Source organism: Streptococcus infantis (genome assembly GCF_000963255.1).
Classification (GTDB): domain Bacteria; phylum Bacillota; class Bacilli; order Lactobacillales; family Streptococcaceae; genus Streptococcus; species Streptococcus nidrosiense.
Window position 1 is genome coordinate 35,632 of sequence record NZ_JYOV01000005.1, and the last position, 26,041, is coordinate 61,672.

The following is a 26,041-nucleotide window of genomic DNA, read 5'->3' on the forward strand; positions in this document are numbered from 1 at the left end:
AATATCAGTCAAACATAGTGAGAAGTCTGGAACTTTCATCCCAGACTTTTCCTATTTATTTCTTTTTATTGTTAGCAAGGGCTGCTTTTTGTTGGCGAATGATTTGGTGGTAAACTTGTTGTACCTTGGCTTCACTAGGCTTTTGACCGTTTGCACTCAAGAGAGTACGAACTGCTTCTGCGTTCAAACGTGGGTTATCCGCAAATTCTTTTTCGATTTGCTTGCGCACCAAGTACATACCTCCAAGAGCTCCTCCTAGAAAAGCCAAAAGAATCAATACAATTGCTAAAATAAGGTTCATAACATTTCTCCTGTTTCTTTTTGAATCTTCTATATTATACCATAAAGTCCTACGCCTGACTAGTTTGAGTTACGCTTTCAGATGGCTAATTCCTCATATTTCATTTCATATCTAATCATTTTTAAGTTCGATTTTTATAAAAAAATAGAAGCACTAAAATTTGGTAAAAAAAGTCCATTTACCTTGTAAGCCCTTGCAATAGTTTTGTTTATTTGTTATATTAAGATTATCTGAAAAAATCACACATATTTCTGCAAGACTTATTTTTTTTAAAAAAAGAATGTATGCGCTTACAGATTTAAGAAAGGAGAATTTTGTGGATAAAAGATATTGGGAAAAAGCCTGTAAGTATAGCATCCGCAAACTAAGTGTCGGAGCTGCCTCTGTTTTACTTGGTGCTGTTTTTTTAGCAGCACAGGGTGTTGCTGCTGATGGTGTCGAGATTACGGAAAGTGAGGCAACAATTACTGAAACCTCTGCTAAACCGGATACGAAAGTAGAGGAAGTTCTTGCTTCTAACACAGAGACTCAACCTATAGCTGAATCAGCTGAAAAGCAAACAACCCCTGAGGCAGAACTACCTCAAACTAGTAGTCAGTCAGAGACAAGTGCAACTACCGCCCCTGCTGACAATAAGGAGAGCGAGAAGCCAGAACTTCCTGTGAACAAGCAAGAACATTACGAATTACATTACAACCAACCAACTGCTCCTTCCTATGATGGATGGGAAAAACAAGCCCTCCCAGTCGGAAATGGGGAAATGGGTGCCAAGGTTTTCGGACTCATCGGTGAAGAAAGAATCCAGTACAACGAAAAAACACTTTGGTCTGGAGGCCCACAGCCAGATAGTCAAGACTACAACGGAGGAAACTACAAGGACCGCTACAAAGTCTTAGCCGAAATTCGTAAGGCCTTAGAAGACGGTGACCGTCAAAAAGCCAAACAACTAGCAGAGAGAAATTTGGTTGGGCCAAACAATGCCCAATACGGTCGCTACCTAGCCTTCGGTGATATCTTCATGGTCTTTAATAACCAAAAGAAGGGCTTGGAAAATGTTACTGACTATCATCGTGGCTTAGATATTTCTGAAGCTATCACAACTACCTCCTATACTCAAGACGGGACAAGTTTCAAACGAGAAACCTTCTCTAGTTATCCAGATGACGTCACTGTTACCCATTTGACTAAAAAGGGAGATAAGACGCTTGATTTTACCCTTTGGAACAGCTTGACTGAAGATTTGATTGCTAATGGAGATTATTCTTGGGAGAATTCTAAATACAAACAAGGGACTGTTAGCGTTGATTCTAATGGTATTTTGCTCAAGGGAACTGTCAAAGACAACGGTCTTAAATTTGCCTCTTATCTTGGTATCAAGACAGATGGACAAGTCACTGCTCAAGATGGTTATTTGACTGTTACGGGAGCAAGTTATGCAACACTGCTACTCAGTACCAAGACCAATTTTGCTCAAAATCCGAAAACCAATTACCGCAAGGATATTGATGTAGAAAAGACTGTCAAATCTATCGTCGAAGCTGCTAAAGCCAAAGACTATGAGACTCTGAAAAATGATCACATCAAGGATTACCAAAGTCTTTTCAATCGTGTTCAATTAAACCTCGGCGGTAGCAAGTCTAATCAAACTACAAAAGAAGCTCTCCAAACCTATAATCCAACAAAAGGACAAAAACTAGAAGAACTCTTCTTCCAATACGGACGTTACCTACTAATCAGTTCTTCTCGTAACCGGACAGATGCACTTCCAGCAAACTTGCAAGGTGTCTGGAATGCTGTAGATAATCCACCTTGGAACTCAGACTACCACCTCAATGTCAACCTACAGATGAACTATTGGCCTGCCTACATGAGTAATCTCGCAGAAACAGCTAAGCCAATGATCAATTATATCGATGACATGCGCTATTATGGCCGTATCGCTGCTAAAGAATATGCAGGTATCGAATCCAAAGAAGGTCAAGAAAATGGATGGTTGGTTCATACTCAGGCGACACCATTTGGCTGGACTACTCCTGGTTGGAACTACTATTGGGGTTGGTCTCCAGCTGCCAATGCTTGGATGATGCAAAACGTCTATGACTACTATAAATTCACCAAGGATGAAACTTATCTTAAAGAAAAGATTTATCCAATGCTCAAGGAAACAGCCAAGTTCTGGAATTCCTTCTTGCACTACGACAAGGCTAGTGACCGTTGGGTTTCTTCTCCATCCTACTCGCCAGAACATGGAACTATCACGATTGGGAATACCTTTGACCAATCTCTAGTTTGGCAGCTATTCCACGACTATATGGAAGCAGCCAATCATCTGAAGATCGACCAAGATTTGGTGACAGAAGTGAAGGCTAAATTTGACAAGCTCAAACCACTTCACATCAACCAAGACGGCCGTATCAAGGAATGGTACGAAGAAGACAGCCCACAATTCACTAACGAAGGCATTGAAAACCACCACCGCCACGTTTCCCATCTAGTTGGTCTCTTCCCAGGTACTCTATTTGGCAAGGATCAGCCTGAATATCTAGAAGCTGCACGCGCAACCCTAAATCACCGTGGAGATGGTGGAACTGGTTGGTCTAAGGCCAATAAAATCAATCTCTGGGCTCGTCTCCTAGATGGAAATCGTGCCCACCGTTTGTTGGCAGAACAGCTCAGATCTTCAACCCTAGAAAACCTCTGGGATACCCACGCGCCTTTCCAAATCGATGGTAACTTTGGCGCAACCAGCGGTATGGCAGAAATGCTCCTTCAGTCTCACACAGGCTACATTGCCCCATTACCAGCCCTTCCAGATGCTTGGAAAGACGGTCAAGTCTCAGGCTTAGTCGCTCGTGGTAACTTTGAAGTCAGCATGAAATGGAAAGAGAAAAATCTTGAAACGCTATCTTTCCTTTCTAATGTTGGTGGAGACTTAGTCGTAGACTATCCAAATATCGAATCTAGTATCATCAAGATTAATGGCAAGGAAGTTCAAGCTAGTCGCCTCAAAGATAACCGTATCCAACTTGCGACTCAAAAGGGGGATGTCATTACATTTGAAAACTTCCCTGGACGAGTGACTCGCTTATCAGCCCTTCGAAAAGATTCCGTCACAGCCGAACTCGACTTTAACACAGTTGAAGGAGCAAGTCATTATGTCATCCGACGAGAAAGCAAGGATGAAAACAGTCAAACTCCTAGCGTTCGTGAGTTTATCACCAATCAAACTCACTTCATCGATCGCTCAATTGATTCAAGCCACGCTTATACATACACGGTTCAAGCAGTTTTGGGAGAACGCTCAACACCAGTTTCAGATCCTGCCTCCATCGATGCCTTCAGTGAGTTGATGGATGACCGTGACAAACGCATCCAGTACGGCTCTGCCTATGGAAACTGGGCTGACTCAGAACTTTTTGGTGGAACAGAGAAATACGCCGATATCTCAAATGGAAATTACTCCGATAAGGATGCGACTGCAACTATTCCTTTCAATGGACCTGGTATTGAAATCTACGGACTCAAGTCATCTCAATTGGGACTTGCTGACGTTACAATCGATGGCAAATCTGTTGGAGAACTTGACTTCTATACAGCAGGAGCAACTGAAAAAGGTGTATTAATAGGACGTTACACAAATCTTTCTTCAGGTTCTCACCTCATGACCATCACTGTTAAGCGCGAGCACAAAGGACGTACAAACGAGCGTGCAAAAATTTCTCTCGATTACTTCAAAGTCTTCCCAGGCCAAGGAGCAACTGTTGAGAAAATCGACGACCGTGACCCTCGTATCCAGTATGGTTCCATGTTTAAGGATTGGAGCGATGCAGAACTCTATGCTTCTACAGAAAAATACGCTGACATCAACGCTGATGATAGCCTTGCTTCTGAAGCCACTGCAACCATCCCATTCTCTGGAACAGGTATCCGAATCTATGGATTAAAAACGGCATCACTAGGCAAGGCACTTGTCACACTGGATGGAAAAGAGATGCCAGCCCTTGACTTCTACACTCCAGGAGCGACTGAAAAAGGAGCTTTGATTGGTGAATTCACCAATCTAGCTGATGGTGATCACGTCCTAACTTTGAAAGTAGACCCTAATTCTCCAGAAGGGCGAAAGAAAATTTCTCTTGATTCCTTTGATATCTTAAAGGCACCATCTGTGTCTCTCGATAGCCCAAGCCTTGATCCTATTAAGTCCAAAGATAAGACTGTTACCTTAACCCTACCAACTGGTAATTGGGATGGAATCGCTGTGACCTTCCCTGGTATCAAGGATCCTCTTCTACTCAGAAAAGTCGATGATGACCATCTTGTCACATCAGGTGAACAAACTGTTCTAACCATTAAGGATAACAAGGTCCAACTAGACATTCCTGAAACTACAGATCGTAAAGCTGGCAATCCGATAGAAGCTTATGCTATCCAAGGAAAAACAATAAGCAGCTCTGTTGTAACAGTATTTCCTAAGGATGAAACCAGTCCAGTGGAAGAAAAAATCCAAACAAGTAAAGGGGATGAGCCTGCTCCAGTAGTAACCATTCCTGAGTACACAGATCCTATTGGTACTGCTAGTGATCAGGAAGCACCTACTGTGGAAATTCCTGAATACACTGGTCCTATCGGAACTGCTGGGGATCAAGAAGCACCTACTGCGGAAAGACCTGAATACACTGGTCCTATCGGAACTGCTGGGGATCAAGAAGCACCTACCGTGGAAAGACCTGAATACACTGGTCCTATCGGAACTGTTGGAGATCAGGAAGCGCCTACTGTGGAAAGACCTGAATACACTGGTCCTATCGGAACTGTTGGGAATCAGAAAGCACCTACTGTGGAAAGACCTGAATACACTGGCCCTATCGGGACAGGTAGTGGTCAAGCCGCGCCAAGTAACACAGTTCCTGAGTTTAAACTCAAAGTATTGAAAGACAAGACTACAAGAGTTCAAGTTATTAGTGGAACAACTGAACTAGGAGGCGCAAGCTACCTCGACAGTCAAAAAGTTGAAAATAAAGAACTCTTGGGCAAGAAATACGATGCTTACGCTCTTCAACTCAAGGATAAAGATGGACAGCCAGTTCAACCAAAAGGTGCTGTACTCGTTCGACTACCAGTATCCGGTGATATTCAAGAACTCTATCAATTAACTTCAACAAGTGAATTAAAACCACAAGAATTCACCATTCGAGACGGTATGATTGAGTTTATTACTTTTGACGTGAGCACCTACGCTATTGTTTACAAGACAGAAGACTCAACTGTTAAACCTGTTCCAGCTCATACGGAAGAAAGAAACCTAGAAACTACAAAACCATTGGTTGAAAGTAATGAAGCCAATGATCAGGTCTCTACGAATGACAAACAACTCCCAGCCACAGGTGAACAAGCTAGCCCTCTCCTCTTTATGGCAAGTCTCAGCCTAGCCTTATCGGCTACCTTCTTACTAAAAGGTAAGAAAGATTAATACTCTTCGAAAATCAAATTCAAACCACGTCAGCTTCGTCTTGCCGTACTCAAGTACAGCCTGCGGCTCGCTTCCTAGTTTGCTCTTTGATTTTCATTGAGTATAAACATTGTCCCCCTAGGAATATTGATTTATTCCGCTATAAAAAAGGATGGAAAATCATTCCATCCTTTTTCAATTTCAATAATATACTTCAAACCAAATCCTGTTCACATCTTTTGCAAATGATTTGATGGGGTAGATTATCGATAGAACAAGTCTTGATGTTCTATCGTTTTTTTTACAACCACTACTTCCGTTTTCTTGCGATTAGGTGAATAGGTGTCCCTTCAAAGACAAAGGCCTTGCGGATTTGATTTTCGAAGAGTATAAATCAATGCCTTCCGCCTTTAGATTTCCCTAACTCCCGTCTCAAACGAAACATTTTTTTGAAGAAGATGTAGTCTAGCCAGTCACTGCCTAGAGATAGGACTATCAACAGCAACCAAACACCCCAAGCACTCATATCTGATTCATGTTTGAGAACAATAGGGAAAAATAAGAATGAAAAAATTGTCAGATCCAGACTAAACAGAGCTAAAAGGGAAAAATAAATCCAGTAGAAATAGTAGATAATGGGGAAAAAGTTACTGTTTCTATCAGCATTGTCTATCCAATAGAAAAAGCAAAAGCAAGGAAATAAGAGTATCAATTGATTAAACGACAGTTTCATTATCGACACCTCTTTTCGATAGCGTTTTCTTTACCTTAATTCTATCAAAAAAATCTGGAAATGACATTCCAGATTCTACTTTTTTATTTACGTTTTCTTGCGATTAGGTGAATAGGTGTTCCTTCAAAGACAAAGGCCTTGCGGATTTGATTTTCCAAGAAACGCAAGTAAGAGAAGTGCATGAGTTCTTCTTCGTTGACAAAGATAACAAAGGTTGGTGGTTTGGTTGCCACTTGGGTCGCATAGAAAATCTTAAGGCGCTTCCCTTTGTCTGTTGGTGTTGGATTGATGGCAATGGCATCCATAATCACATCGTTCAAGACAGCTGATGGAATACGTGTATTTTGACTTTCACTGATTTGCTTAATCATCTCAGGCAACTTGTGGAGACGTTGCTTGGTCAAAGCTGATACAAAGATAATCGGTGCGTAAGGCAGGTATTGGAACTGCTCACGGATATCTTCCTCCCAGTTTTTCATGGTGTGGTTGTCTTTTTCAAGAGTATCCCACTTATTGACCACGATGATCATCCCTTTACCAGCTTCGTGGGCAAAACCTGCGATACGCTTGTCATACTCACGGATGCCTTCCTCGGCATTGAGGACCATCAAGACTACATCTGAACGGTCAATAGCACGCATGGCACGCATGACAGAGTATTTCTCAGTATTTTCATAGACTTTACCAGATTTACGCATACCAGCAGTATCAATCATGGTAAACTCTTGACCGTCAGCATCTGTAAAATGGGTATCAATGGCATCACGAGTTGTACCAGCTACAGGGCTAGCAATGACGCGGTCTTCTCCCAAGATGGCATTGATCAAGCTAGATTTTCCGACATTTGGACGTCCAATCAAGCTGAATTTAATGACATCTGGATTTTCTTCTTCGACTTCATGCGGGAGATTTTCCACAATAGCATCCAGCACATCCCCTGTCCCGATACCATGAACAGATGAAATCGGTAGTGGTTCGCCCAAACCTAGAGCATAGAAATCATAGATATCATTTCGCATCTCTGGGTTGTCAACCTTGTTAACGGCTAGGATAACTGGTTTATGAGTTTTATAAAGTTTACGGGCAACGTATTCGTCCGCATCTGTAATTCCTTCTTTACCAGACACGACAAAGACGATAACATCTGCTTCTTCCATGGCAATTTCTGCCTGGTGCTTGATTTGTTCCATGAAAGGCGCATCGACATCATCGATCCCCCCAGTATCAATCATACTAAAAGAACGGTTAAGCCACTCACCTGTGGCATAGATACGATCTCGCGTTACACCTTCAACATCTTCTACGATTGAGATGCGTTCTCCCGCGATACGGTTAAATAGGGTTGATTTCCCAACATTGGGACGTCCCACAATGGCAACAGTTGGTAAGGCCATGTTTTCTCACTTTCTACAATAACTTCTTCTGCTCAAGATTTTCTCGAGTCGAGCTTGGTTCTGGATTGCCGAATTGCTCTGCCAAACGTTGACTCCAAGTTGTAGTCGCACGCGCACCTGCATATTCAGTCTGTACACGGTCATAGGCTTCAATATCCTCAGTTGACTGCTCTTGGTATTCTTCCTCAAAGACAACATTCTCAAGTGGCAATCTTGGTTTTACATCATGCTTTTGATTTGGCACACCTAGTGCAATCCCAAATACTGGATAGGTATAGTCTGGAAGCTTAAACAATTCTGCTAATTCAACAGACTTGTAACGCACCAAACCGATAATCACTCCACCGTAGCCTAGGCTTTCTGCCGCAAGCAAGGTATTTTGCCCAGCCAAAGCCGCATCTACCGAAGTGATAAGGAGTCCTTCCACCCCTTGAGGTTGGAAAACATCCGTATGGAGACGAGTCCCTTTTTCTGCACGGTTCAGGTCACCGACAAAGAGGAGAAAGGCAGCAGACTGGCGAATCGCTTCTTGAGGAACGAACTCAAATAAGGCATCCTTCTTTTCTTGACTTCTAACTACAATCACAGAATAGGATTGGAAATTTTTCCAAGAAGAAGCCATTTGTCCTGCAGACAAAATGGTATTTAAATCTTCTTGGGGAATCTCTTGCTCCTTAAATCTACGCACTGAAGTATGAGCCTTCATTAATTTGATTGTTTCTGTCATCGGCGGTTTTCTCCTTCAAGTCTGGTTTCCTCTGCTAAATAGCGAATGCGTTCCATGACGCGTCTAGCTTCCCAGGTTTCGTCATTTCCGTTTTTCCCTTTAGCGAAATGCTTCTCCAAATCTTCAAAGTTGAAGTTGGAGGTGAAAAAGGTCGGTAAATCTTCCTGCATACGATATTGGAGGATAACCTGCAGGATCTCGTCACGCACCCAAGCTGTTGATTGCTCAGCACCAATATCATCTAAAATCAAAACTTCAGCCAGCTTAATCTCGTCCACCAAGGTCTTAACATTGCCATCACCAATGGCATTTTTGACATCGATGACAAAACTAGGATAGTGGAGGAGAGTTGATGAAACACCACGTTTTTCTGACAAATCATGGGCTAGGGCAGCCGCCATGAAACTTTTACCCACACCAAAGTCTCCATATAAGTAGAGACCTTTTCGAATAGCTGGATATTGCTCCACAAAGGCTAGGAGCTTTTCAAAAACTGGCAAGCGTCCCAAATCATCCAAATCTACTTGAGCTAAGCTAGCTTTTTTAAGACTAGCTGGAAGATTGATTAGCTTGAGACGGTTTTTAATCGCCGCTTCTTTTTCTGCTGCGATTAGCTCCGGAGTCTCTTCATAAGAGACATCTGCATAGCCATGGTTCATGATTAGGATAGGCTTGTAGCCACGGGCAATATAGTCTGTATCTCCTCGGAGGAACTTATCTCTCTCAGTGATGTATTGGTTAAACTTGGAAATACTTCGGTTCAACTCCTCCTGACTGAGGGATTCTTTCTGGATAAAGGCCGCAACATCAGGGTCTTTCACAATTTGCTGGACTAAATCCTGATACTGAAATCGGCTTGGTTGACGCTTAAGTACGTCTCCGACACTTTCCATCTAGTCTCCTCCTTTTTCTAATCGAGCTAACATTTCTTTTTTCTTACGTTCTAGTTCTAAGCGAGTTTCTTCGCTGGTTTCATTCTTATATTCAGGATTGCTCCATTTAGGCACATTGGTTTTTGCTGGGGCAGTCTGATTCTGCTTTTGCGTTTTTGCTTTTTGGCCACGTTCACGAATACGGATGACAGCCTCCTCGGCACTACGAATATTTTGATAGGCGTAGTCATTAGCCACCTTCATGGCGTATTTTTCATTGATATTGGCTGAATCAACCTTATTAAATGTTAGGAGCAAGATAACATTGATCACTTCATCCAGCAAACCCAAGGCTGCCATCTGCTGGAGAAGGTCCCGTTCAGTCTGAGTAATATTTCCCTTGCGAGTCTGCTTAATCTCAGCAAGGAACTGCAAGGCTGTCTTTTTCTTAGCCTCTCGGATAATGGTCGCCTCCTTGGGACTAAAGTCAGAAGTCACAGGCTTTTGCGCTATCTTTTCACGGATGCGTTTGACAGAAATCACTTGCGACACTGCTGTAGCTTTGGCTACTTGATAAGTCTCAAACCAGGTCCATTTCTGCTCATCAGCTATTGCAAACAAGGCCAAAACATCCGAAGTCTCATCTTGAAAACGAAGACCATCACGAGCCATGAGCTGACGGAAATGCTCCAAATCAAAATCATCTGCTGCAGGCTGACTGCTAGAGGTTTCTTGACTCGCAGACTCAGATAACTGAGGAAAGATTTGACTCAAGGCCACCGAGATAGGCTCTCCCTCAATACTTGCCTGTCTCATGGCTGCAACCGCACTATCCCCAATCATTTTTTCTAACAAGGTCCGATAAACTGTATGTTGTAAAAATTCTTGAGTTGATAAGGGAGGATGGAGTAACAAGTTATAGGCCTCCCCCTGCTGATAGAGGGTCACCAATTTCATGGCTGTCAGAGTTTTAAAAGCCTTTAAAAGGGTATCCATCCCAAAATTCAGATGATTGAGCATGGCTGCAAAGAGATGTTCCTTTTGACCACCATCCCAAAAAGTCACAGCATAAAGATAGAGGCTCAGCGCCTCCTGACCGATAATCGGGAGGTAGCACTGCACCATTGATGAGGTATCTTGCGACACCCGATTATTCTTTACAAAAGAAAAACGGTCATTTGGCTTCATTTATTTTTCCTTTTTCTTTTTAGAGGATTGTGTAATCTGCTGGAGTAGGCTTTCAAGCTCACTCACATCCTTAAAGCTACGGTAAACGCTGGCAAAACGTACATAAGTAATCTCATCTAACTCTGCTAACTCTTCCATAACCAAGGAGCCAATAACCTCACTCTGAATTTCATTTTCATTGCGACTACGGAGTTTTTGTTCGATGCGATTGACCACCATGCCAATTTCATCACTGGACACTGGACGTTTCTGGGCTGAACGAATAATCCCGTTAAAGATTTTATCTCTTGAAAATTGTTCCCGTGTACCATCTTTTTTGACCACAACTAGTGTTCTCTCTTCAACACGTTCATAGGTTGTAAAACGATGCTGACACTCTTCACACTCACGTCTTCTTCTGATTGTATTTCCTTCTTCAGCCTGGCGACTATCGATCACACTTGATTTTGTAGCACCACATTTTGGACAACGCATGCCTTTCCCTCCTTGTCGTTTTCTTTTCATTATACCATTTTTTAAACAATTCCCAAAATAATTCTCCTTTTAGCTTGACAAGTTTTTTGTTTTGTTGTATTATTGAATTAACACAAAGGTAATTAGAAAGGAGATCGTGATGTCTTGGACATTTGATAACAATAAACCCATTTATTTGCAGATTATGGAGAAAATCAAATTGCAGATTATTTCTCATAAACTCGAGCCCAATCAACAGCTTCCAACCGTTAGAGAATTGGCTAGCGAGGCAGGTGTCAATCCCAACACCATCCAGCGCGCCCTATCGGACTTGGAGAGAGAAGGCTTTGTCTATACCAAGCGGACATCTGGACGCTTTGTCACAGAGGATTTGGACTTGATCCTCCAATCCCGTAAGCAACTGTCAGAAGAACAGCTGCAACAGTTTGTAACAGGCATGGTAGAATTTGGCTATGAAAAAGAAGAACTACCGACTGTTTTGAGAGATTATATTGAAGGAGTTTAAACTATGACCTTATTAGAATTTGAAAATGTTTCAAAATCCTATGGACTAAATCCCGCCCTAAAAAATGTTTCCCTTGAAATCCCAGCTGGTAAGATTGTTGGTCTCCTTGGCCCAAATGGTTCTGGAAAGACAACCTTGATTAAGTTGATCAATGGCTTGCTCCAACCTGAACAAGGACGTATTCTTATCAACAATACGGAGCCTAGTCCCGAAACAAAAGCCATTGTGTCTTATCTACCTGACACGACCTACCTCAACGAGCAGATGAAGGTCAAGGAAGCTCTCACTTATTTCAAGACCTTCTACAAAGATTTCAATCTAGAACGTGCTCAAGGTCTTCTTCGTGACCTTGGTATCGATGAAAATAGCCGTTTCAAGAAACTCTCAAAAGGGAACAAAGAAAAGGTTCAGTTGATTCTGGTCATGAGTCGTGATGCTCGTTTGTATATCCTTGATGAACCAATCGGTGGTGTCGATCCCGCAGCGCGTGACTATATTTTGAACACTATCATCAACAACTACTCTCCAACTTCGACTGTCTTGATTTCAACCCACTTGATTTCAGATATTGAACCAATCTTGGATGAAATTATCTTCCTAAAGGATGGAAAAGTCGTCCGTCAAGGAAATGTGGATGATATTCGCTATGAGTCTGGAGAGTCTATCGACCAACTCTTCCGCCACGAATTCAAAGCCTAGTTAAAGGAGATTATTATGTTTTGGAATTTAGTTCGTTATGAATTTAAAAATGTTAACAAATGGTATTTAGCCCTCTATGGTGCTGTACTGGCACTTTCTGTCCTTATCGGGGCTCAAGCTAGTTCCCTAAAATCTATCGATACTCCCGATCAACAAATGATTATGTTAGTTTTTCTGGCTCTAGTTTTTGGTGGACTACTTATTACCTTAAGTATTTCAACCTTGATTTTGATCATCCGTCGCTTCAAGGGTAGTGTCTACGATCGCCAAGGCTATCTCACTTTGACCTTGCCAGTTTCCGAACACCAGATTATCTTAGCCAAACTCTTGGGAGCCTTCATTTGGTCTATAATCAGTTCAGCAGTTTTTTTCCTAAGTATTTATATTATCTTTGCAACCATTGACCCAAATATGGTTGATTCCTACTTTTTTGATTACTTATTCGTACATTATATCGAGAATTTCTGGTTAACCTTGATTTCATTTTTCATAAGCACTGTAGCAGGCATCCTTTGCATCTACTTGTCTATTTCAATTGGACAGCTCTTTAATGAATACCGTACAGCCCTCGCTGTCTTAGCCTATATTGTTATCCACATAGTCCTTGGATTTGTCGACATGTTTAGTCCAAGCTTGAATTATAGCATGATGATGTCCGCTGAAATCTTTAAAGACCTAATCCTCAGCGCAGCCTTCTATCTCGGAACCTACTATATCTTGAAAAATAAAGTTAATCTGCAATAATCAATCGACGGCTGGACAATAACTTAATTTTAATAGAAAATGAAATAGATCTTTCTATGATAAAACGTATATTATCAAGTTTTTTCAATACCTGATAGTATGCGTTTTTTTGATTTTAAAGACTTTTATCCTAGCATCTTCGTTGTCTAAATACAAAAAGTATACTTAAAACCTCTAACGGCTTTATTTTCGAACATCTTCACCCTAAAATAAAATCGATGCTCCCTACCATCTTTGGCATTTTCCTTGTTTAAGACAAAGTAGTTCTTTTGGTTGATGGCCATGGTTCGTAGAATGTCGTCAATCAGGAAAGTCAGGGGTACATTCATGGCAGAATACCTTTGAAAATCTTCCTCGAAACGAATGTAGTCATCTGAGAAATAATCCATCTGCAATTTATTTTCATATAGCTCTTTTCTAGTCATGAACTTCCTCCTGACATAATTGGATTGCGAGAATATCATCTACCCTTATCAATCTATAACCCTCATCCGTTTTAACAGAGATTTCTTGAGGAGATAATTCTCTTACTTCACCCAATATCGTGCTTTTATGATTGTTCTCCTTGACCACAAAAGAACCTCTTAGTCGTCCGACGTATAGTTGGGAAAGCAGTAACAACTTCTCAACTGGAGTCAAATCAGTCGACAAATCGACACTATTTTTTTCTTCACTGAGTGAACTCGTATGCTCCGATAAGAAAAATCCCATCCACTTCTGCATTCCTGGATCCTGGTAGTCCCTCGCGGATTGAAAAGGTAAGTAAGAACGATCAATCATTTGAGTCCATCTAATCCTCCAGCAGAATGCCCTCCGATCAGCTTACTTCTGGCAATACTTCTCGATGCATCCTCTAAGGCAGTCGCCTTCAAGAGAGAAGTAAATCCGAATTGCTCTCGAATAGAATCAATGGCCGTCTGGAGCCTTTCTTCTTTTTCTAGCTTATCAACATCATCAAAAAGCGAAATCAAAGCAAAGGATTCGTCCACAAATCCTGAATAACTAACGGCAACACTCCTAACAGCACCAGAAGTGTATTTACTATGGAATAATTTCAATACATAGCTGACCAAAATACTGGTGTTATTGGTCGGCTCAATCTTCATCTGGGTATGGATGGAGCGTTTTTGTTCCTGCTTAGAAAAACCAAGATGAATAGATACCACTGTCGCCTTTTTACTAGCTCTTCGAAGCCTGATAGCCACCTGCTCAGCCATCTCTCGGAGTATAATTTCGATATCTCGCTGCTTAACATAATCTCTCGGTAAAATTTGCGAATTGCCCAGACCATGAGATTTTGGCTTATAGGGTTTATGAACATTACTCTCGTCAATCCCATTGGCATGAAACCATAAGCGAAGTCCAGCTTGACCAAGTTCTTTCTTCAGAACGTCAGGATTGCTATTGGCCAATTCCTTAATTGAACGAATCCCTAAGGCATTCAAGCGCTTCTCCATCCGATGTCCAATCCCCCAAAAATCGGTCATCTTTGGAATGGACCAGACCTTATCTTCCACATCTTGGTAAGACCAGTTGGCTCGCATAGTTGGTGTTCGCTTGGCTTCATTATCCAAAGCCAGCTTAGCAAGCAGAGGATTGGCATTAGACATGCCGACCGTCGAGTAAATCCCTGTTTGCCGCCAGATATCCCTCTGGATACGAGCCGAAAGCATATCCAGCTTATCTTTGCGAGAAATCTGCTGGTCTGGGATAAAATAATTGAGCGAACTGGTCAGGTCAATGAAACCTTCATCAATAGAGTAGGGATAAATATCATCTGGACTGGCATAATTCTGGAAAATGCGCTGAATTTCCATATTAACTGCGATATACTTATCCATCCGAGGAGGGACAATGACGGTCACTTGAGCCCAATCCTCGATAAATTTTACGTAGGTTGGATCTGTTGGTAGGCCTTGTTTTTTGGCATTGTAGTAGGAAAATTTACGCGTCTTAATATCAAAGGGCAGGTCATAAGCACGGCCTACATTTGCTTTCCCAAAGACCTTTTTGAACATAGGTGAGGAGGCAAGAATAAGCCCAACAGAATTATCCGCTCGACTCATGACACAAAGGGAGGTTTTAAGAGGATGAAGTCCTCTTTCCACACACTCAACACTGGCATAAAAGGACTTCATATCGATAAAGGCAATATCACTTTTGGGCTCTCTGGAATAATCAAAGTAGCCCATAGCCTATCCCTCCATCGGTACAAAATTACCCACGATAATGCCTACAATCCTCGGATCTTCCTCATAGGAGATAAAAATATCCTTGTATTTAGGATTGATTGAGACCAGACGTAAACCTTCTGCCTCTCGATAGACCCGTTTGATATAGGTCTGGTTGTTGCAAACCACTGCATAGACAGCACCGTCATAATCAAATCCAGTCTCTCGAATCAGAGCCACTGAACCATTTTGATACTTGGGTTCCATAGAATCTCCAGAGACCCAGGAAGCAAAATCGTGAGCTAGTTCTTCATTAAAGTAAACCGTGTCAAAGTTTCGATCATCATAAACTGAAGCTCCAATACCCGCCGACATGCGTTCATAGACATGATACTCGAAAAGTTTTTCTGGCATTGCCGTTACCTTCTTAGCTTGTTCTTCTTGAACCAGGTTGCGAGCATAGACTACCACCTTTTCTTTCCCTTGGCTAGAGAGGCTATTATAGATACGAACAATCTCAATTTGGGTGAAATAACCTTTTGGTACTTTTAAAATCTCTTCTAGTTGTGAAACCTTCTCTTTAGAAGGCTCCTTGACACCACGTTCCCAAGCCGAATAAGCCTGAAAACTAATGCCAAGCTGCTCTGCAATTTCCTTCTGTGTTAGCTTTAGCTCTTTTCTCCGAGCCTTAAGTTTTTCTGGTTGGTACATGACTTCCCTCCTAGTGTGATGTTTCATCGTAGGTTGATTCTATTTCTAAATTTCAACCGTTTTGGTTTAGTTTTATTATATAAAAAAAGTAGACGAATGTCTACTAGAAATATTGAGGTTTGGCAAACGACTGGTAATGATGATGCTATAGATTCCTTGTCTCAAATACTGCCGTATGAATCCACTCGTTATGCATTTGAAAGTCATTTTCTATGATTTTACTAAAGGTAAAACCATTTTTTAAAAGCACTCTCTGAGAGGCCAGATTGCCTGTTGCCGTTCCTGCAATGATTTTATGTAAACCATAAGTAGTAAAGGCCTTTTCTAAAACGAGTTTAACCGCTTCACTTGCATAACCTAAATTGGTAACATTTTCTCCAATCCTATATCCAAGTTCTGCTGTTTTTCTATCCTTCCCTAAAACACTTAAATTGATTCTTCCAACCATAACACCTTGTGCATCTCTAATAAGATGCATATAGACATCATGATTCTCTTGTTCCCTTAACAATTCCCTTGTAATTTCTTTAAAACCTTCTAAGTCAAAATAGTGAGCTGGTCTAGGAGGTAAACTTCGCTCAAAATACTCCCGATTTTCTTTTTCAAAAGAATAAACATCTATGCTATTTTCTTCAGACATCAGCTCTAAACTTATCATTGTAAAGCATCTCCTATCATTCTCTAAATTCAAATGTACTCATGTTCACACAAAGTGACATTTACAGCATTTAAAGAGATATCTTAATTTTTTCATATCGTATCTACATTATAACATACTTATGAAGAAAAATAATATCCATCAAGGACCTCATAAATTCCAACATCTTGCTAAACAAGCAGGTGTTTCTCTTGAAGCCATCTCAGAAGCTCTTACTCATAGTGATAAAGAGATTACAAAAACTTACGTTAATATCAAAGATAAAGTCAATCAGACTGTAGGTGATATTGCTTTTCGTAGTTTAAAAAATTGATGGGGTGAATATGGGGTGAATTTTGGGGTGAACTTTGATTTTTTGAAACAAAAAAGACATCCAAGAGATAATTCTTGAATGTCTGTAAACGTTGATATAATCGTATTGATTAACGTTTTGAGAATTGTGATGCTTTACGAGCTTTCTTAAGACCTGGTTTCTTACGCTCAACTTTACGTGAGTCACGTGTAAGAAGGCCTGCGCGTTTCAATGAATCGCGGAAGTCTGGGTCTACTTGAAGAAGGGCACGAGCGATACCGTGACGGATAGCTCCTGATTGACCAGCGTATCCACCACCTACAACGTTAACGAAAACGTCGTATGAACCTACAGTTGAAGTAACTGCGAATGGTTGGTTGATTACAAGACGAAGGTCAGCGTGTGGGATGTACTCTTCAACATCTTTTTTGTTAACAGTGATTTTACCAGTTCCTGGAACAAGGCGAACGCGTGCAACAGCGTTTTTACGACGTCCAGTACCTGCATATTGTGCTTGTGACATACTTTATTGTTCCTTTCCTTAGATAAGTCCTGAAATATCAAGAACTTCTGGTTGTTGTGCAGCGTGAGTGTGCTCAGCTCCAACGAATACTTTCAATTTCATACCTTGAGCGCGGCCAAGAGTATTGTGTGGAAGCATACCTTTAACTGATTTCTCGATCAAACGTACTGCATTTTTAGAACGAAGTTCACCAGCAGAGATTGATTTCAATCCACCTGGGTGGTTTGAGTGAGTGTAGTAGATCTTATCAGATGCTTTTTTACCAGTCAATTTAACTTTTTCAGCATTGATAACGATTACGAAGTCACCTGTATCAGTGTGTGGTGTGAATGTTGGTTTGTTTTTTCCGCGAAGTACGCTAGCAACAACTGCTGAAAGGCGTCCAAGAGGTACATCAGTTGCGTCAACAACGTACCATTTGCGTTCTACTTGGCCTGGTTTAGCCATGAATGTAGTTTTGTTCATGATTTCTCCTATATGAATATCGTTTTTGTTTACAGGGCGGATGTTCCGGTCCGCAAGTTATTTGAAAGGTTCCGGGGCCTTACAAATGGGGTAAACAATACCGTCTATTATTGTATCAAAATTCTCAGATAAAAGTCAAGAGATTGGGAAAATATTTTTTTATTTCTGCCAGATTCTCAACCTTTTTTCTTCCTGTTCCTGAAGGATTGTCTGAAAAATTTTAGAGACTAAATAAATGGCACAAGTCAGGAATAGCGTAACCACAAGATAATTGATCAGACGACCGTGGTCTCCAACCAATGGCGGTTTTGTCAAAAAGCCATAATCTCCACCCGTCATTAGATTAACCACAAAAATCACAGCATTAAGGGAAGATGTGATGATTAGGGTTCGTTTGAAGTCCAATAAGCTAGCATCGTAGTCCTTCAAGAGATAAATCAAGGAATTTCCAAGAAGGGCTAAGTGACCGAAAACAAAGGACAGGATAGCAATGTGGGGGAAGGGATAGGGATCTGGCACTGGATAAATAAAAGCTGCCAAAGTTCCAAAGGTTCCCAGCACAGCAAAATACTGTTTGACTCTAGAGACACCCGGGGTCAAAAGCACTACAAACATAGCCAAACGGCAATGATAAAGGGGTAGACTTTCAGTTAGAGGCATCTGATTTACTAAATACCATCCGTAGAGCAGGATTAGCTGTACCGCCTGTAAAATCTGGAAAAATCGCTGACAGGCCTTTTTCTCACCATAACGATAGGCAAGAAACACAGTCAATGCTAATAAGGTAAATAGACTTCCATACCAAAGAAGGTCAAACTGGGGTGGCTCCGTCGGCTGCGTGCTAAATAAAGCATCCCAAACATTCATGTAACTTTCCTCATTTTCATATAAGCAGGCCCCTTACTCATCTCTATAGAGCCTAGCTTACATTTATTTCATATAATTTTGTGTAAAAGAAACTGTCGATCTTAATATAAAACAAAGCTTCTAATCGACATATTGTTCCCGCTCACCCTGATAGACCTGCCATAGAATTTCCATTTGTTCTTGGGTTATCCGTTTTTCAGATAGGGGAGGGAGATTCTTGATATTAAAAAATTCAAGTTCTGCAATTTCTTGATTTTCTTGAAATTGTCCATCTAATAAGTGACAGTCAAAGACGAACTTGGCATACTGTTTGTTCTGAAGTTGAAAGCGATTGGTATCAAAAACCGCTAATAAAGAGCCTACTTCTGCAGAAAAGCCTGTTTCTTCCTGAACTTCTTTTCGGATATTTTCCTTGGGAGAATATCCTACCTCGCAAAAGCCACCAGGTAATGCCCAAGTATCCTCTCCTTGCCCTCTAACCAGGCAAATCTTCTGATTTTGAACAATCCATGCCCTTACATCCATCAAAGGAGTTGCATAGCTACCTGTTGGTTTTAAAATTGCAGTCAATTCCTCTTGATCGAGCTCCGTTTGATCCTGCAAGACACTCCATAAAATCTGACGTAAATCCTCATAACGTTCACGGTCATAAGGATCCTTGGAATAGGTCAACCCAGTATCAGTGATAGCTAACATTCTCTGAATAGCTTTGGCGAAATCAGTTGTGCTCATTTTCTAGGCTTTCTACTAGCTTGGCTAGATTCATAGAGTTCGAACCTTTAAGCAGAATCTGGTCATGTGCGCCAAGACTCTCCTTAACCTGATTGACCATAGCTTCAAACTGATCTTCGTCAGCTGTTTTCTTGAAGTAGTAAACATGACCAATTGGGAACATTTGACTGGCTAGTTGAGCCAATTCAGCAATGTCTTCACCGTAGAAAATTACGGTATCAAGGGCATCGGGTGTAATGCTCAAAATCATCTGATTATGAAGTTGAACAGACTGGTCTCCAAGTTCTTTCATGTCCGCCAGAACTGCGAGTTTCTTGCCACCTTCATTGGCTGGGATGGCTGAAAAAGTCTCCAAAATCAACTTCATAGCTGTTGGATTTGCATTGTAGACATCTGATAGGATATCCGCACCGTTGGCTGCTTTTTTCCACTCGGTACGATTGCGGGTCAATTCTAGATTTTGGAAAGCTTGACGGATTTGCTCCTCAGTCACTCCTTCTTGAAGAGCAACATAAGATGCAATCATGGCATTAGTCGCATTGTACTTACCTGTTACTGGCAAGTCAAGAGCCTGCTCTAAGAAATTGGCCTTGAAGGTTAAGCTATCCTTACGCTCAATCAATTCTGTAATTTCGAGTTCTGCACCTGGACCAAAACGAACTACTTTTTGATCAGCAGGTAGATAATCCTCTACAATAGGATCAGCTGGCGCCAAAAGTAAGGAACCCTTTTCCATCCCATCAGCGATTTGTAATTTCCCTTTTGCAATTTCAGAACGGTCCTTGAAGAAGGCCAAATGAGCTTCTCCAACCAAGGTCACAATTGCTGTTTTTGGATGAGCCAATTCAGACAAAAGATGGATATCTCCTAGGTGATCCTGCCCCATTTCCAAGACCAGCTTTTCGGTATCATCTGGCATATGGAGAACCGTGTAGGGAAGGCCAATCTCATTATTGTAGTTCCCTTGTGTTTTGTAGGTTTTGTAGCTTGTTGAAAGCAAATGAGCCAACATATCCTTGGTCGTAGTCTTCCCATTTGAACCTGTGACAGCAAAGACATCGACACCAATCTTTTGAAGGTAATAGGATGCAAGAGCTTGAAAGGCTACCAAAACATCCTCTACTAAAATGTAAGGATGGCCTTCTACTTCCTTCTCTGATAAGGTTAAAGCAGCGCCATTTTCAAAAGCTGTCTCGATAAAGTCATGACCATCACGCGCTCCCTTGAGAGGAATAAACAAATCCCCCTCAGAAATCAATCGACTATCAAACTCTGCCTTAACTAGTGGACTATCCACATAGCTAGTCACATCATTTTTTGCACCGACGACACGCGCAACTTCGTGAATCGTAAGTTTCATATTTACTCCTTTAAAAAGGGGCAAGGAGTCCTTCCCCGCCCTTATAGCTATCTTTACAATAGGTGCGCTTCACGTTTATTAAAGCTTTCTTTAGCAAGGTCAACCAAACGCTCGATTAGTTCTGGATAGCTAATCCCCATATTGTCCCAAAGCAAGGGATACATAGACCATTGGGTAAATCCAGGCATAGTGTTAAGCTCGTTTAGGAAAACTTCTCCCTTATCTGTATAGAAGAAATCACAACGTGATAAGCCAAGTCCACCAATAGCACGGAAGGCAGTTTCTGCATTTTTACGCATGACTGCTACTACATCATCACTAATCTTAGCTGGGATATCCATAGTAATCTTGTTATCGATATACTTGGCTTCATAGTCATAGAAGGCTACGTCTTTGACAACTTCACCAGGTAGCGTGCTCTTAACATCATAGTTCCCTAAGAGACCAACTTCGATTTCACGTGCATTGACTCCTTGTTCTACCAAGACACGACTATCGTACTTGAAGGCAAGCTCTAAAGCTTGATGGAGTTCTTCTTTATTTTCAGACTTAGAAATACCGACACTAGATCCCATATTGGATGGTTTAGTAAAGACTGGATAGGTTAATTTTTCTTCAACTTCAGCAATCTTAGAAGCCAAGTCATCCCCTTCAACAATCGCTACGTAAGGAACTTGGGCAATCCCAGCAGACTCCAAAACGCGCTTAGTTGTGATTTTATCCATGGCAAGGCTTGAAGATAGGATGTTACAACCGACATAAGGCATTTTCAAGACTTCTAAGAAACCTTGAACAGAACCATCTTCTCCCATAGGTCCATGAAGAACTGGAAAAACAACCGCTCCTTCTTCGTAGATAGCACTTGGAGCAATTTTCTTGTCCCAATCAATCGTTTCATTGGTCATGAGATGTTCATCTTGTCCAGGAGTTTGGGTAAATTCTTGGGTTTTGATAAAATCACCGGACTGGCTGATAAAGAAGGTTTTGACTGTGAAACGATCATAGTTGACCGCACGCATGACACTCTCAGCTGACAAGACAGACACTTCACGTTCTGCACTGCGTCCACCATATAATAGAATAATTGTTTGTTTCATATGATTTGTTCCAATTCTAATAGAATACTCGTCCTTTAGTATATCACATTTGTCCTTTTTTTTAAACTTGTACAGCAAAAAACAAGAAAAGAGACCAAATCAAAATGAGATTCAGTCTCTTTATACTTTTAAATGATTATCTGCTAGTTCATTGCATCTATCCTTAACCTTACAGACTAGAGTTCGGTACGATTTTCGATGGCTCTTAAGAGTGTTACTTCATCTGCATACTCGATATCAGCTCCCACTGCTAGACCTCGCGCTAGACGAGTAACCTTGATCCCTGCAGGTTTAAGAAGTCGAGAGATATACATGGAAGTCGCCTCACCATCAGCAGTGGCATTGGTGGCTACAATGACCTCTGAAACCTCGCTATCCATAAGACGAGTCATGAGACTTTTAAGATTGATGTCATCTGGGCTAATCCCATTCATAGGGGAAATCAAACCGTGCAAGACATGATATAGTCCGTGGTATTCTTGGATATTTTCCATAGCAGCGACATCGCGGCTATCCTCCAGAACCAGAATCGTTGACTGATCTCGACTAGGATCGGTACAGATGGAACAAGGATCATCATCCGTCAAACGTCCGCAGATTGAACAATAGGTCAGTTCTCGTTTAGCTGCAAGGAGATTTTTTGCAAATTCATTGACGTCGTCATCAGACATCCCAATGGTGTAAAAGGCCAGTCGGGTCGCTGTCTTAATCCCGATACCTGGAAGTTTAGAATAGCTGTCAATCAACTTAGCAATAGGTGTTGGGTAAAGCATGGCTTCCTTTCTAGTTCATTGGATGGTGTTGGTTGTACAAATTGATAATATCTCGAGCAATCGAAGGTCCGATCGTATTGCTGAGATTGGTATTATGCGGGAAGACAACTGCAACTGCAATCTGAGGGTTATCCGATGGAGCATAGGCAACCGCATTGGTATTGGTGGCTTTTTGACCATCGGCTACATAACTTTCGGCTGTACCCGTCTTACCACTGATAGAGACAGTTGCCCCATTTAAAAGAGGACGACCTGTCGTAAGGGCACTTGTTCCGTGCGACACTTGGTAAAATCCTTTTTGTAGGATGGCCATATCTGACTCAGAAATATTGATTTTATTCATTTCAGTGCTAGTTGTTTGCTGAATCAAATTTCCTAGACCACCTTGCTCATTATTATCATAGACTCCTTCTACGATATGAGGAGCCAAGCGAACACCATTATTAGCAATTGTTGCCACATACTGGGCCAACTGCATTGGTGTGTAGTTATCAAACTGTCCGAAAGCATTATACAGATAATTAGCCAAGTCAAATTTTTTAGGAATAAATCCTGTTGATTCCTCTGGCAAATCAATCCCTGTAGCAGCACCCAAACCATACTCACCAAAAGTTGCGCGTAGTTTTCTCATGGCAGATTCTAGTTGGTCGGTCTTAACTGTCATATCCGGTTGATAGGTTTGCCCCATCATTCCTAGGGCAGTTTGAATCATATAGGTATTGGATGAGTATTCCAAAGCCTCGACTGCTGTAATCGGGAAGGAACCGTAAGCAAGAGTATACCAAGAATTGATAGCTGGGGATCCTTGGAAAACGATTGGTTGGTCTGTCAAGGTCTGGTTCCCCTTAAGAACACCATTTTCCCATCCCGAGCTGATGGTAGCCGCTTTAACGACAGAACCTGGAACAAAGACATTGGTCACAGTCCCCAGCGAGTCTGAGGTTAAGTCACCCGTTTCCAGATTATGTTTAATCCCTGACATAGCTAACACAGCACCAGTCTTAGGATTGAGCGCTACTGCATAGACACCTTCAGAATATTTTGCTCCACCATTTGAAAGTTCCGAACTGAAGTAACTTTTCAGAAGATTATCCACACTGTCTTGGAAGGTCAAATCAATGGTCAATTTAATGTTTTTGCCCTTGCTACCTTCTTCGACATTTTCCACACTCTCCATATCACCATATTTATCGAGATGGATTTCTTTTACTGTGCGCTTCCCTTGTAAAACCTCTTCGTATTGTTTCTCCAGATAAGAAGTTCCAACACGGTCATTAAGTGAATAGCCTTTTTGCAAATAAGCATCCACATCCTCAGCTGGAAGACCTGATTTCTCACTAGAGACACTTCCAACGATAGATGAAAGCGAGGTTTCTAAAACCTTTCTATCCCACGAAGTTGAAATGCTAATACCAGGTAATTCCTTGGAAGCTGAAGCAATGATGGCCACCTGTGTGTCACTTAATGGATCGGTTTGAATATTCCCTGTCGCAAAATTACCAACTGCATTGAGCTGGTTAAAGAGGTAGATAACCTTCTTTTCATCCTCTGAATAGTTCAGTTGATCAGAAGTGATACTCTCAGCAGCATTGTTATAAAGTTGAGCTTCAGACAACTGATTTCCATCAGAATCAAAACGTTTATCCTTAGGAAGGGCCTCTACCGTTTTTTTATAGACAGCTGGATCTGCTAGATAATAATCAGCCATTTGACGTTCTGTCAAATCTGGCGAGGTAACTGTTACATACGTTAAGAGTTTAGTGGAAATATCCTTTAAATCAGTAGCTGTCATCTTATTGCTTCGTGTGAAAGCTACTACTTGTTTAACGGTATTTTCTACCAAGGGTTTTCCAGCCGCGTCATAGATTTCTCCACGAGCAGAGCCCGTTGTTACCCTAGTTTGGCTAGCAGATGCTAGCTTAGCTTCATAAAAATCCTTGTTCAAAACTTGCATATAGAGCAAGCGACCAATAATGGTCATGAAAAGCAAAATGACGATTGCAAACAATAAATTAAGCCGAATCGGTATCGAATGGCTATTGAATTTTCTCATACAAATCAGTCTCATTTCTAATCAAAATCTCAATTTCCATTGTACCATAATTTGAAGAGAAAATTATGGAAAAAGAAAAGACTTTTCCTTTTTATCCAAAAAACAAAGCAACTGTGGTATAATTAAAGTAAGCGCTATTTTATAGATTTCATTGATAAAAATTTTAACCAATAACTACAAGGGAGGCCCATGAACAAGCAAGATATCTCTACGATTATTGATCTTCACTTTGAAGAAATGACCGATTTAGAGCAAGAGATTGCCCGCTATTTTTTGCAGGCAGATACCATTCACGATGACTTGTCTTCTCAGCAGGTCACACAAAAACTTCATATTTCACAGGCTGCTCTCACCCGTTTTGCCAAAAAATGTGGCTTTACGGGTTATCGGGAATTTATTTTCAAATACCAACAACAAAGGGATACCCTTTCCGTCCCACAACAGGATATGAATCCTTTGACCCAAAGAGTCTTGAGGAGCTATACAAACATCCGAGAAATGACACAAGAATTGATTGATGATGACCAACTGGAGCGCATTGCCCAAATGATTGATCAATCAGAACGCGTCTATTTTTTTGGGACTGGAAGTTCTGGCCTCGTTGCACGTGAGATGAAATTGCGTTTCATGAGACTTGGAGTCGTTTGTGAGGCTTTGACAGATCCAGATGGTTTCGCCTGGACAACCAGTATCATCGATGAAAAATGTTTGGTCTTTGGCTTTTCCCTTTCAGGAACAACTCCATCCATCATTGACAGTCTACTAGACGCTCAAGATATGGGGGCTAAAACTGTTCTTTTTACTAGTACGCCTAGCAAGGAAACTCAGGCATTTACAGAAACTGTACTGGTAGCAAGCCAGAGTCAGGCTTCCTATATCCAACGTATTTCTGCCCAACTTCCTATGTTGATCTTAATCGATCTACTCTATGCTTATTTCCTAGAAATTGATCGTGAAAGTAAAGAAAAAATCTTTAACAGTTATTGGGAAAATAAAAAACTAAATGGCTATCGTAGAAATAGAAGGTCTAGATAAGCCTTCATCCCTATCAAGTGAACAATCACATCAGCAACCAGCGATTAAAGTCGCTGGTTTTTAGTTTGCTCAAGTCCTATAACTGATGACTTGTGAACATAGAACTCTACACCTAATTCTTGATATAAAAAAGCGAGCAAGACGGAATTCCGATTCTCAGAAAACTCGTTTTGCTCACTTTTTATAATTGAGATTAGTTATTGGTTTCAATCTCTAAA

26 protein-coding genes are annotated in these 26,041 nt (G+C 41.2%); 6 read left to right on the top strand and 20 right to left on the bottom strand.

Annotated features, from left to right (window positions below):
* Window positions 1–55 precede the first annotated feature (55 nt).
* Entirely contained in the window at window positions 56–301 is a 246-nt protein-coding gene (locus TZ96_RS01840) for a YneF family protein (protein ID WP_001048970.1), read from the bottom strand.
* A gap of 316 nt (window positions 302–617) precedes the next feature.
* On the opposite strand from TZ96_RS01840, the gene TZ96_RS10395 reads away from it, so the two are divergent.
* Window positions 618–5,771: an SIALI-17 repeat-containing surface protein gene (locus TZ96_RS10395; RefSeq protein ID WP_080936294.1), complete on the top strand. Its 5,154-nt coding sequence runs from the start codon at window positions 618–620 to the stop codon at window positions 5,769–5,771.
* A 373-nt stretch (window positions 5,772–6,144) separates the two neighbouring features.
* Here the strand turns inward: TZ96_RS10395 and TZ96_RS10900 are convergent, their stop codons facing one another.
* The 6 genes from TZ96_RS10900 to nrdR all read right to left on the bottom strand — a co-directional run bounded on the left by TZ96_RS10900 (window position 6,145) and on the right by nrdR (window position 11,138).
* A complete protein-coding gene (locus tag TZ96_RS10900; RefSeq protein ID WP_045762663.1) occupies window positions 6,145–6,483 on the bottom strand; it encodes a hypothetical protein in 339 nt (112 codons plus the stop codon).
* An 83-nt stretch (window positions 6,484–6,566) separates the two neighbouring features.
* Window positions 6,567–7,877, bottom strand: coding sequence for a ribosome biogenesis GTPase Der (der, locus tag TZ96_RS01855; protein ID WP_045762664.1), 1,311 nt, complete (start codon window positions 7,875–7,877; stop codon window positions 6,567–6,569).
* A gap of 13 nt (window positions 7,878–7,890) precedes the next feature.
* Window positions 7,891–8,604: an NADPH-dependent oxidoreductase gene (locus tag TZ96_RS01860; RefSeq protein ID WP_045762665.1), complete on the bottom strand. Its 714-nt coding sequence runs from the start codon at window positions 8,602–8,604 to the stop codon at window positions 7,891–7,893.
* On the bottom strand, window positions 8,601–9,497 hold the full coding sequence (dnaI, locus tag TZ96_RS01865; protein WP_045762666.1) for a primosomal protein DnaI: 897 nt from the start codon (window positions 9,495–9,497) through the stop codon (window positions 8,601–8,603). Before dnaI ends, TZ96_RS01860 begins: the two co-directional genes overlap by 4 nt.
* On the bottom strand, window positions 9,498–10,664 hold the full coding sequence (locus TZ96_RS01870) for a DnaD domain protein (protein ID WP_045762667.1): 1,167 nt from the start codon (window positions 10,662–10,664) through the stop codon (window positions 9,498–9,500). It abuts the gene before it with no gap.
* Entirely contained in the window at window positions 10,665–11,138 is a 474-nt protein-coding gene (nrdR, locus tag TZ96_RS01875) for a transcriptional regulator NrdR (protein ID WP_001203674.1), read from the bottom strand.
* A gap of 139 nt (window positions 11,139–11,277) precedes the next feature.
* Between nrdR and TZ96_RS01880 the strand changes: the two genes are divergently transcribed.
* The 3 genes from TZ96_RS01880 to TZ96_RS01890 are packed head-to-tail and all read left to right on the top strand — an operon-like array spanning window position 11,278 to window position 13,086.
* On the top strand, window positions 11,278–11,643 hold the full coding sequence (locus tag TZ96_RS01880; RefSeq protein WP_000119157.1) for a GntR family transcriptional regulator: 366 nt from the start codon (window positions 11,278–11,280) through the stop codon (window positions 11,641–11,643).
* A gap of 3 nt (window positions 11,644–11,646) precedes the next feature.
* On the top strand, window positions 11,647–12,342 hold the full coding sequence (locus TZ96_RS01885; RefSeq protein ID WP_045762668.1) for an ABC transporter ATP-binding protein: 696 nt from the start codon (window positions 11,647–11,649) through the stop codon (window positions 12,340–12,342).
* Window positions 12,343–12,357: 15 nt separating this feature from the next.
* Window positions 12,358–13,086: a membrane protein gene (locus tag TZ96_RS01890; protein WP_045762669.1), complete on the top strand. Its 729-nt coding sequence runs from the start codon at window positions 12,358–12,360 to the stop codon at window positions 13,084–13,086.
* Window positions 13,087–13,232: 146 nt separating this feature from the next.
* On the opposite strand, the gene TZ96_RS01895 is transcribed toward TZ96_RS01890, so the two are convergent.
* The 5 genes from TZ96_RS01895 to TZ96_RS01915 form a co-directional block, all read right to left on the bottom strand.
* Window positions 13,233–13,511, bottom strand: coding sequence for a DUF5960 family protein (locus TZ96_RS01895; protein WP_045762670.1), 279 nt, complete (start codon window positions 13,509–13,511; stop codon window positions 13,233–13,235).
* Complete coding sequence (locus TZ96_RS01900) at window positions 13,504–13,866, bottom strand: hypothetical protein (protein WP_045762671.1); 363 nt, start codon at window positions 13,864–13,866, stop codon at window positions 13,504–13,506. Before TZ96_RS01900 ends, TZ96_RS01895 begins: the two co-directional genes overlap by 8 nt.
* Window positions 13,863–15,278, bottom strand: coding sequence for a Y-family DNA polymerase (locus TZ96_RS01905; RefSeq protein ID WP_045762672.1), 1,416 nt, complete (start codon window positions 15,276–15,278; stop codon window positions 13,863–13,865). The genes TZ96_RS01900 and TZ96_RS01905 overlap by 4 nt, the downstream gene beginning before the upstream one ends.
* Before the next feature lie 3 nt (window positions 15,279–15,281).
* Window positions 15,282–15,968 carry an XRE family transcriptional regulator gene (locus tag TZ96_RS01910; RefSeq protein WP_045762673.1) on the bottom strand — a complete coding sequence of 229 codons (687 nt, stop codon included), beginning with the start codon at window positions 15,966–15,968 and terminating at the stop codon, window positions 15,282–15,284.
* 145 nt (window positions 15,969–16,113) lie between these two features.
* Window positions 16,114–16,626, bottom strand: a complete 513-nt coding sequence (locus TZ96_RS01915; protein ID WP_045762674.1) for a GNAT family N-acetyltransferase — start codon at window positions 16,624–16,626, stop codon at window positions 16,114–16,116.
* Window positions 16,627–16,747: 121 nt separating this feature from the next.
* Between TZ96_RS01915 and TZ96_RS01920 the strand changes: the two genes are divergently transcribed.
* Window positions 16,748–16,939, top strand: coding sequence for an integrase (locus tag TZ96_RS01920; protein ID WP_045762675.1), 192 nt, complete (start codon window positions 16,748–16,750; stop codon window positions 16,937–16,939).
* 109 nt (window positions 16,940–17,048) lie between these two features.
* Here the strand turns inward: TZ96_RS01920 and rpsI are convergent, their stop codons facing one another.
* The 8 genes from rpsI to pbp2b all read right to left on the bottom strand — a co-directional run bounded on the left by rpsI (window position 17,049) and on the right by pbp2b (window position 24,788).
* A complete protein-coding gene (gene rpsI, locus TZ96_RS10400) occupies window positions 17,049–17,441 on the bottom strand; it encodes a 30S ribosomal protein S9 (protein ID WP_000075973.1) in 393 nt (130 codons plus the stop codon).
* Between the two features lie 18 nt (window positions 17,442–17,459).
* A complete protein-coding gene (gene rplM / locus TZ96_RS10405) occupies window positions 17,460–17,906 on the bottom strand; it encodes a 50S ribosomal protein L13 (RefSeq protein ID WP_001044622.1) in 447 nt (148 codons plus the stop codon).
* Between the two features lie 159 nt (window positions 17,907–18,065).
* Entirely contained in the window at window positions 18,066–18,773 is a 708-nt protein-coding gene (locus TZ96_RS01935; protein ID WP_045762676.1) for a TIGR02206 family membrane protein, read from the bottom strand.
* A gap of 120 nt (window positions 18,774–18,893) precedes the next feature.
* Window positions 18,894–19,505, bottom strand: a complete 612-nt coding sequence (locus TZ96_RS01940; protein ID WP_045762677.1) for an NUDIX hydrolase — start codon at window positions 19,503–19,505, stop codon at window positions 18,894–18,896.
* Window positions 19,492–20,865 (bottom strand): UDP-N-acetylmuramoyl-tripeptide--D-alanyl-D-alanine ligase, encoded by a 1,374-nt coding sequence (locus TZ96_RS01945; protein WP_045762678.1) that lies wholly within the window; start codon window positions 20,863–20,865, stop codon window positions 19,492–19,494. The genes TZ96_RS01940 and TZ96_RS01945 overlap by 14 nt, the downstream gene beginning before the upstream one ends.
* A gap of 53 nt (window positions 20,866–20,918) precedes the next feature.
* Window positions 20,919–21,962, bottom strand: a complete 1,044-nt coding sequence (locus tag TZ96_RS01950) for a D-alanine--D-alanine ligase (RefSeq protein WP_045762679.1) — start codon at window positions 21,960–21,962, stop codon at window positions 20,919–20,921.
* 176 nt (window positions 21,963–22,138) lie between these two features.
* On the bottom strand, window positions 22,139–22,735 hold the full coding sequence (gene recR / locus TZ96_RS01955; RefSeq protein WP_000966747.1) for a recombination mediator RecR: 597 nt from the start codon (window positions 22,733–22,735) through the stop codon (window positions 22,139–22,141).
* 10 nt (window positions 22,736–22,745) lie between these two features.
* A complete protein-coding gene (gene pbp2b, locus TZ96_RS01960; RefSeq protein WP_045762680.1) occupies window positions 22,746–24,788 on the bottom strand; it encodes a penicillin-binding protein PBP2B in 2,043 nt (680 codons plus the stop codon).
* A 189-nt stretch (window positions 24,789–24,977) separates the two neighbouring features.
* Here pbp2b and TZ96_RS01965 point away from each other — a divergent pair, with 189 nt between their 5' ends.
* On the top strand, window positions 24,978–25,823 hold the full coding sequence (locus TZ96_RS01965) for a MurR/RpiR family transcriptional regulator (RefSeq protein WP_045762681.1): 846 nt from the start codon (window positions 24,978–24,980) through the stop codon (window positions 25,821–25,823).
* Window positions 25,824–26,041: the final 218 nt, after the last annotated feature.

Excerpts from the sequence above, each read along its gene's own strand:
- TZ96_RS01880 (WP_000119157.1), top strand. The coding sequence starts at position 11,278 with ATGTCTTGGACATTTGATAACAATAAACCCATTTATTTGCAGATTATG.
- TZ96_RS01885 (WP_045762668.1), top strand. The coding sequence starts at position 11,647 with ATGACCTTATTAGAATTTGAAAATGTTTCAAAATCCTATGGACTAAAT.
- TZ96_RS01910 (WP_045762673.1), bottom strand. The coding sequence starts at position 15,968 with ATGTACCAACCAGAAAAACTTAAGGCTCGGAGAAAAGAGCTAAAGCTA.
- pbp2b (WP_045762680.1), bottom strand. The coding sequence starts at position 24,788 with ATGAGAAAATTCAATAGCCATTCGATACCGATTCGGCTTAATTTATTG.
- TZ96_RS01935 (WP_045762676.1), bottom strand. The coding sequence starts at position 18,773 with ATGAATGTTTGGGATGCTTTATTTAGCACGCAGCCGACGGAGCCACCC.
- TZ96_RS01905 (WP_045762672.1), bottom strand. The coding sequence starts at position 15,278 with ATGGGCTACTTTGATTATTCCAGAGAGCCCAAAAGTGATATTGCCTTT.
- TZ96_RS01840 (WP_001048970.1), bottom strand. The coding sequence starts at position 301 with ATGAACCTTATTTTAGCAATTGTATTGATTCTTTTGGCTTTTCTAGGA.
- der (WP_045762664.1), bottom strand. The coding sequence starts at position 7,877 with ATGGCCTTACCAACTGTTGCCATTGTGGGACGTCCCAATGTTGGGAAA.
- TZ96_RS01860 (WP_045762665.1), bottom strand. The coding sequence starts at position 8,604 with ATGACAGAAACAATCAAATTAATGAAGGCTCATACTTCAGTGCGTAGA.
- TZ96_RS10900 (WP_045762663.1), bottom strand. The coding sequence starts at position 6,483 with ATGAAACTGTCGTTTAATCAATTGATACTCTTATTTCCTTGCTTTTGC.
- TZ96_RS01870 (WP_045762667.1), bottom strand. The coding sequence starts at position 10,664 with ATGAAGCCAAATGACCGTTTTTCTTTTGTAAAGAATAATCGGGTGTCG.
- TZ96_RS01890 (WP_045762669.1), top strand. The coding sequence starts at position 12,358 with ATGTTTTGGAATTTAGTTCGTTATGAATTTAAAAATGTTAACAAATGG.
- nrdR (WP_001203674.1), bottom strand. The coding sequence starts at position 11,138 with ATGCGTTGTCCAAAATGTGGTGCTACAAAATCAAGTGTGATCGATAGT.
- TZ96_RS01895 (WP_045762670.1), bottom strand. The coding sequence starts at position 13,511 with ATGACTAGAAAAGAGCTATATGAAAATAAATTGCAGATGGATTATTTC.
- rplM (WP_001044622.1), bottom strand. The coding sequence starts at position 17,906 with ATGAACAAAACTACATTCATGGCTAAACCAGGCCAAGTAGAACGCAAA.
- TZ96_RS01945 (WP_045762678.1), bottom strand. The coding sequence starts at position 20,865 with ATGAAACTTACGATTCACGAAGTTGCGCGTGTCGTCGGTGCAAAAAAT.
- TZ96_RS01920 (WP_045762675.1), top strand. The coding sequence starts at position 16,748 with ATGAAGAAAAATAATATCCATCAAGGACCTCATAAATTCCAACATCTT.
- TZ96_RS01915 (WP_045762674.1), bottom strand. The coding sequence starts at position 16,626 with ATGATAAGTTTAGAGCTGATGTCTGAAGAAAATAGCATAGATGTTTAT.
- TZ96_RS01940 (WP_045762677.1), bottom strand. The coding sequence starts at position 19,505 with ATGAGCACAACTGATTTCGCCAAAGCTATTCAGAGAATGTTAGCTATC.
- recR (WP_000966747.1), bottom strand. The coding sequence starts at position 22,735 with ATGCTTTACCCAACACCTATTGCTAAGTTGATTGACAGCTATTCTAAA.
- TZ96_RS01965 (WP_045762681.1), top strand. The coding sequence starts at position 24,978 with ATGAACAAGCAAGATATCTCTACGATTATTGATCTTCACTTTGAAGAA.
- rpsI (WP_000075973.1), bottom strand. The coding sequence starts at position 17,441 with ATGTCACAAGCACAATATGCAGGTACTGGACGTCGTAAAAACGCTGTT.
- TZ96_RS01950 (WP_045762679.1), bottom strand. The coding sequence starts at position 21,962 with ATGAAACAAACAATTATTCTATTATATGGTGGACGCAGTGCAGAACGT.
- TZ96_RS01900 (WP_045762671.1), bottom strand. The coding sequence starts at position 13,866 with ATGATTGATCGTTCTTACTTACCTTTTCAATCCGCGAGGGACTACCAG.
- dnaI (WP_045762666.1), bottom strand. The coding sequence starts at position 9,497 with ATGGAAAGTGTCGGAGACGTACTTAAGCGTCAACCAAGCCGATTTCAG.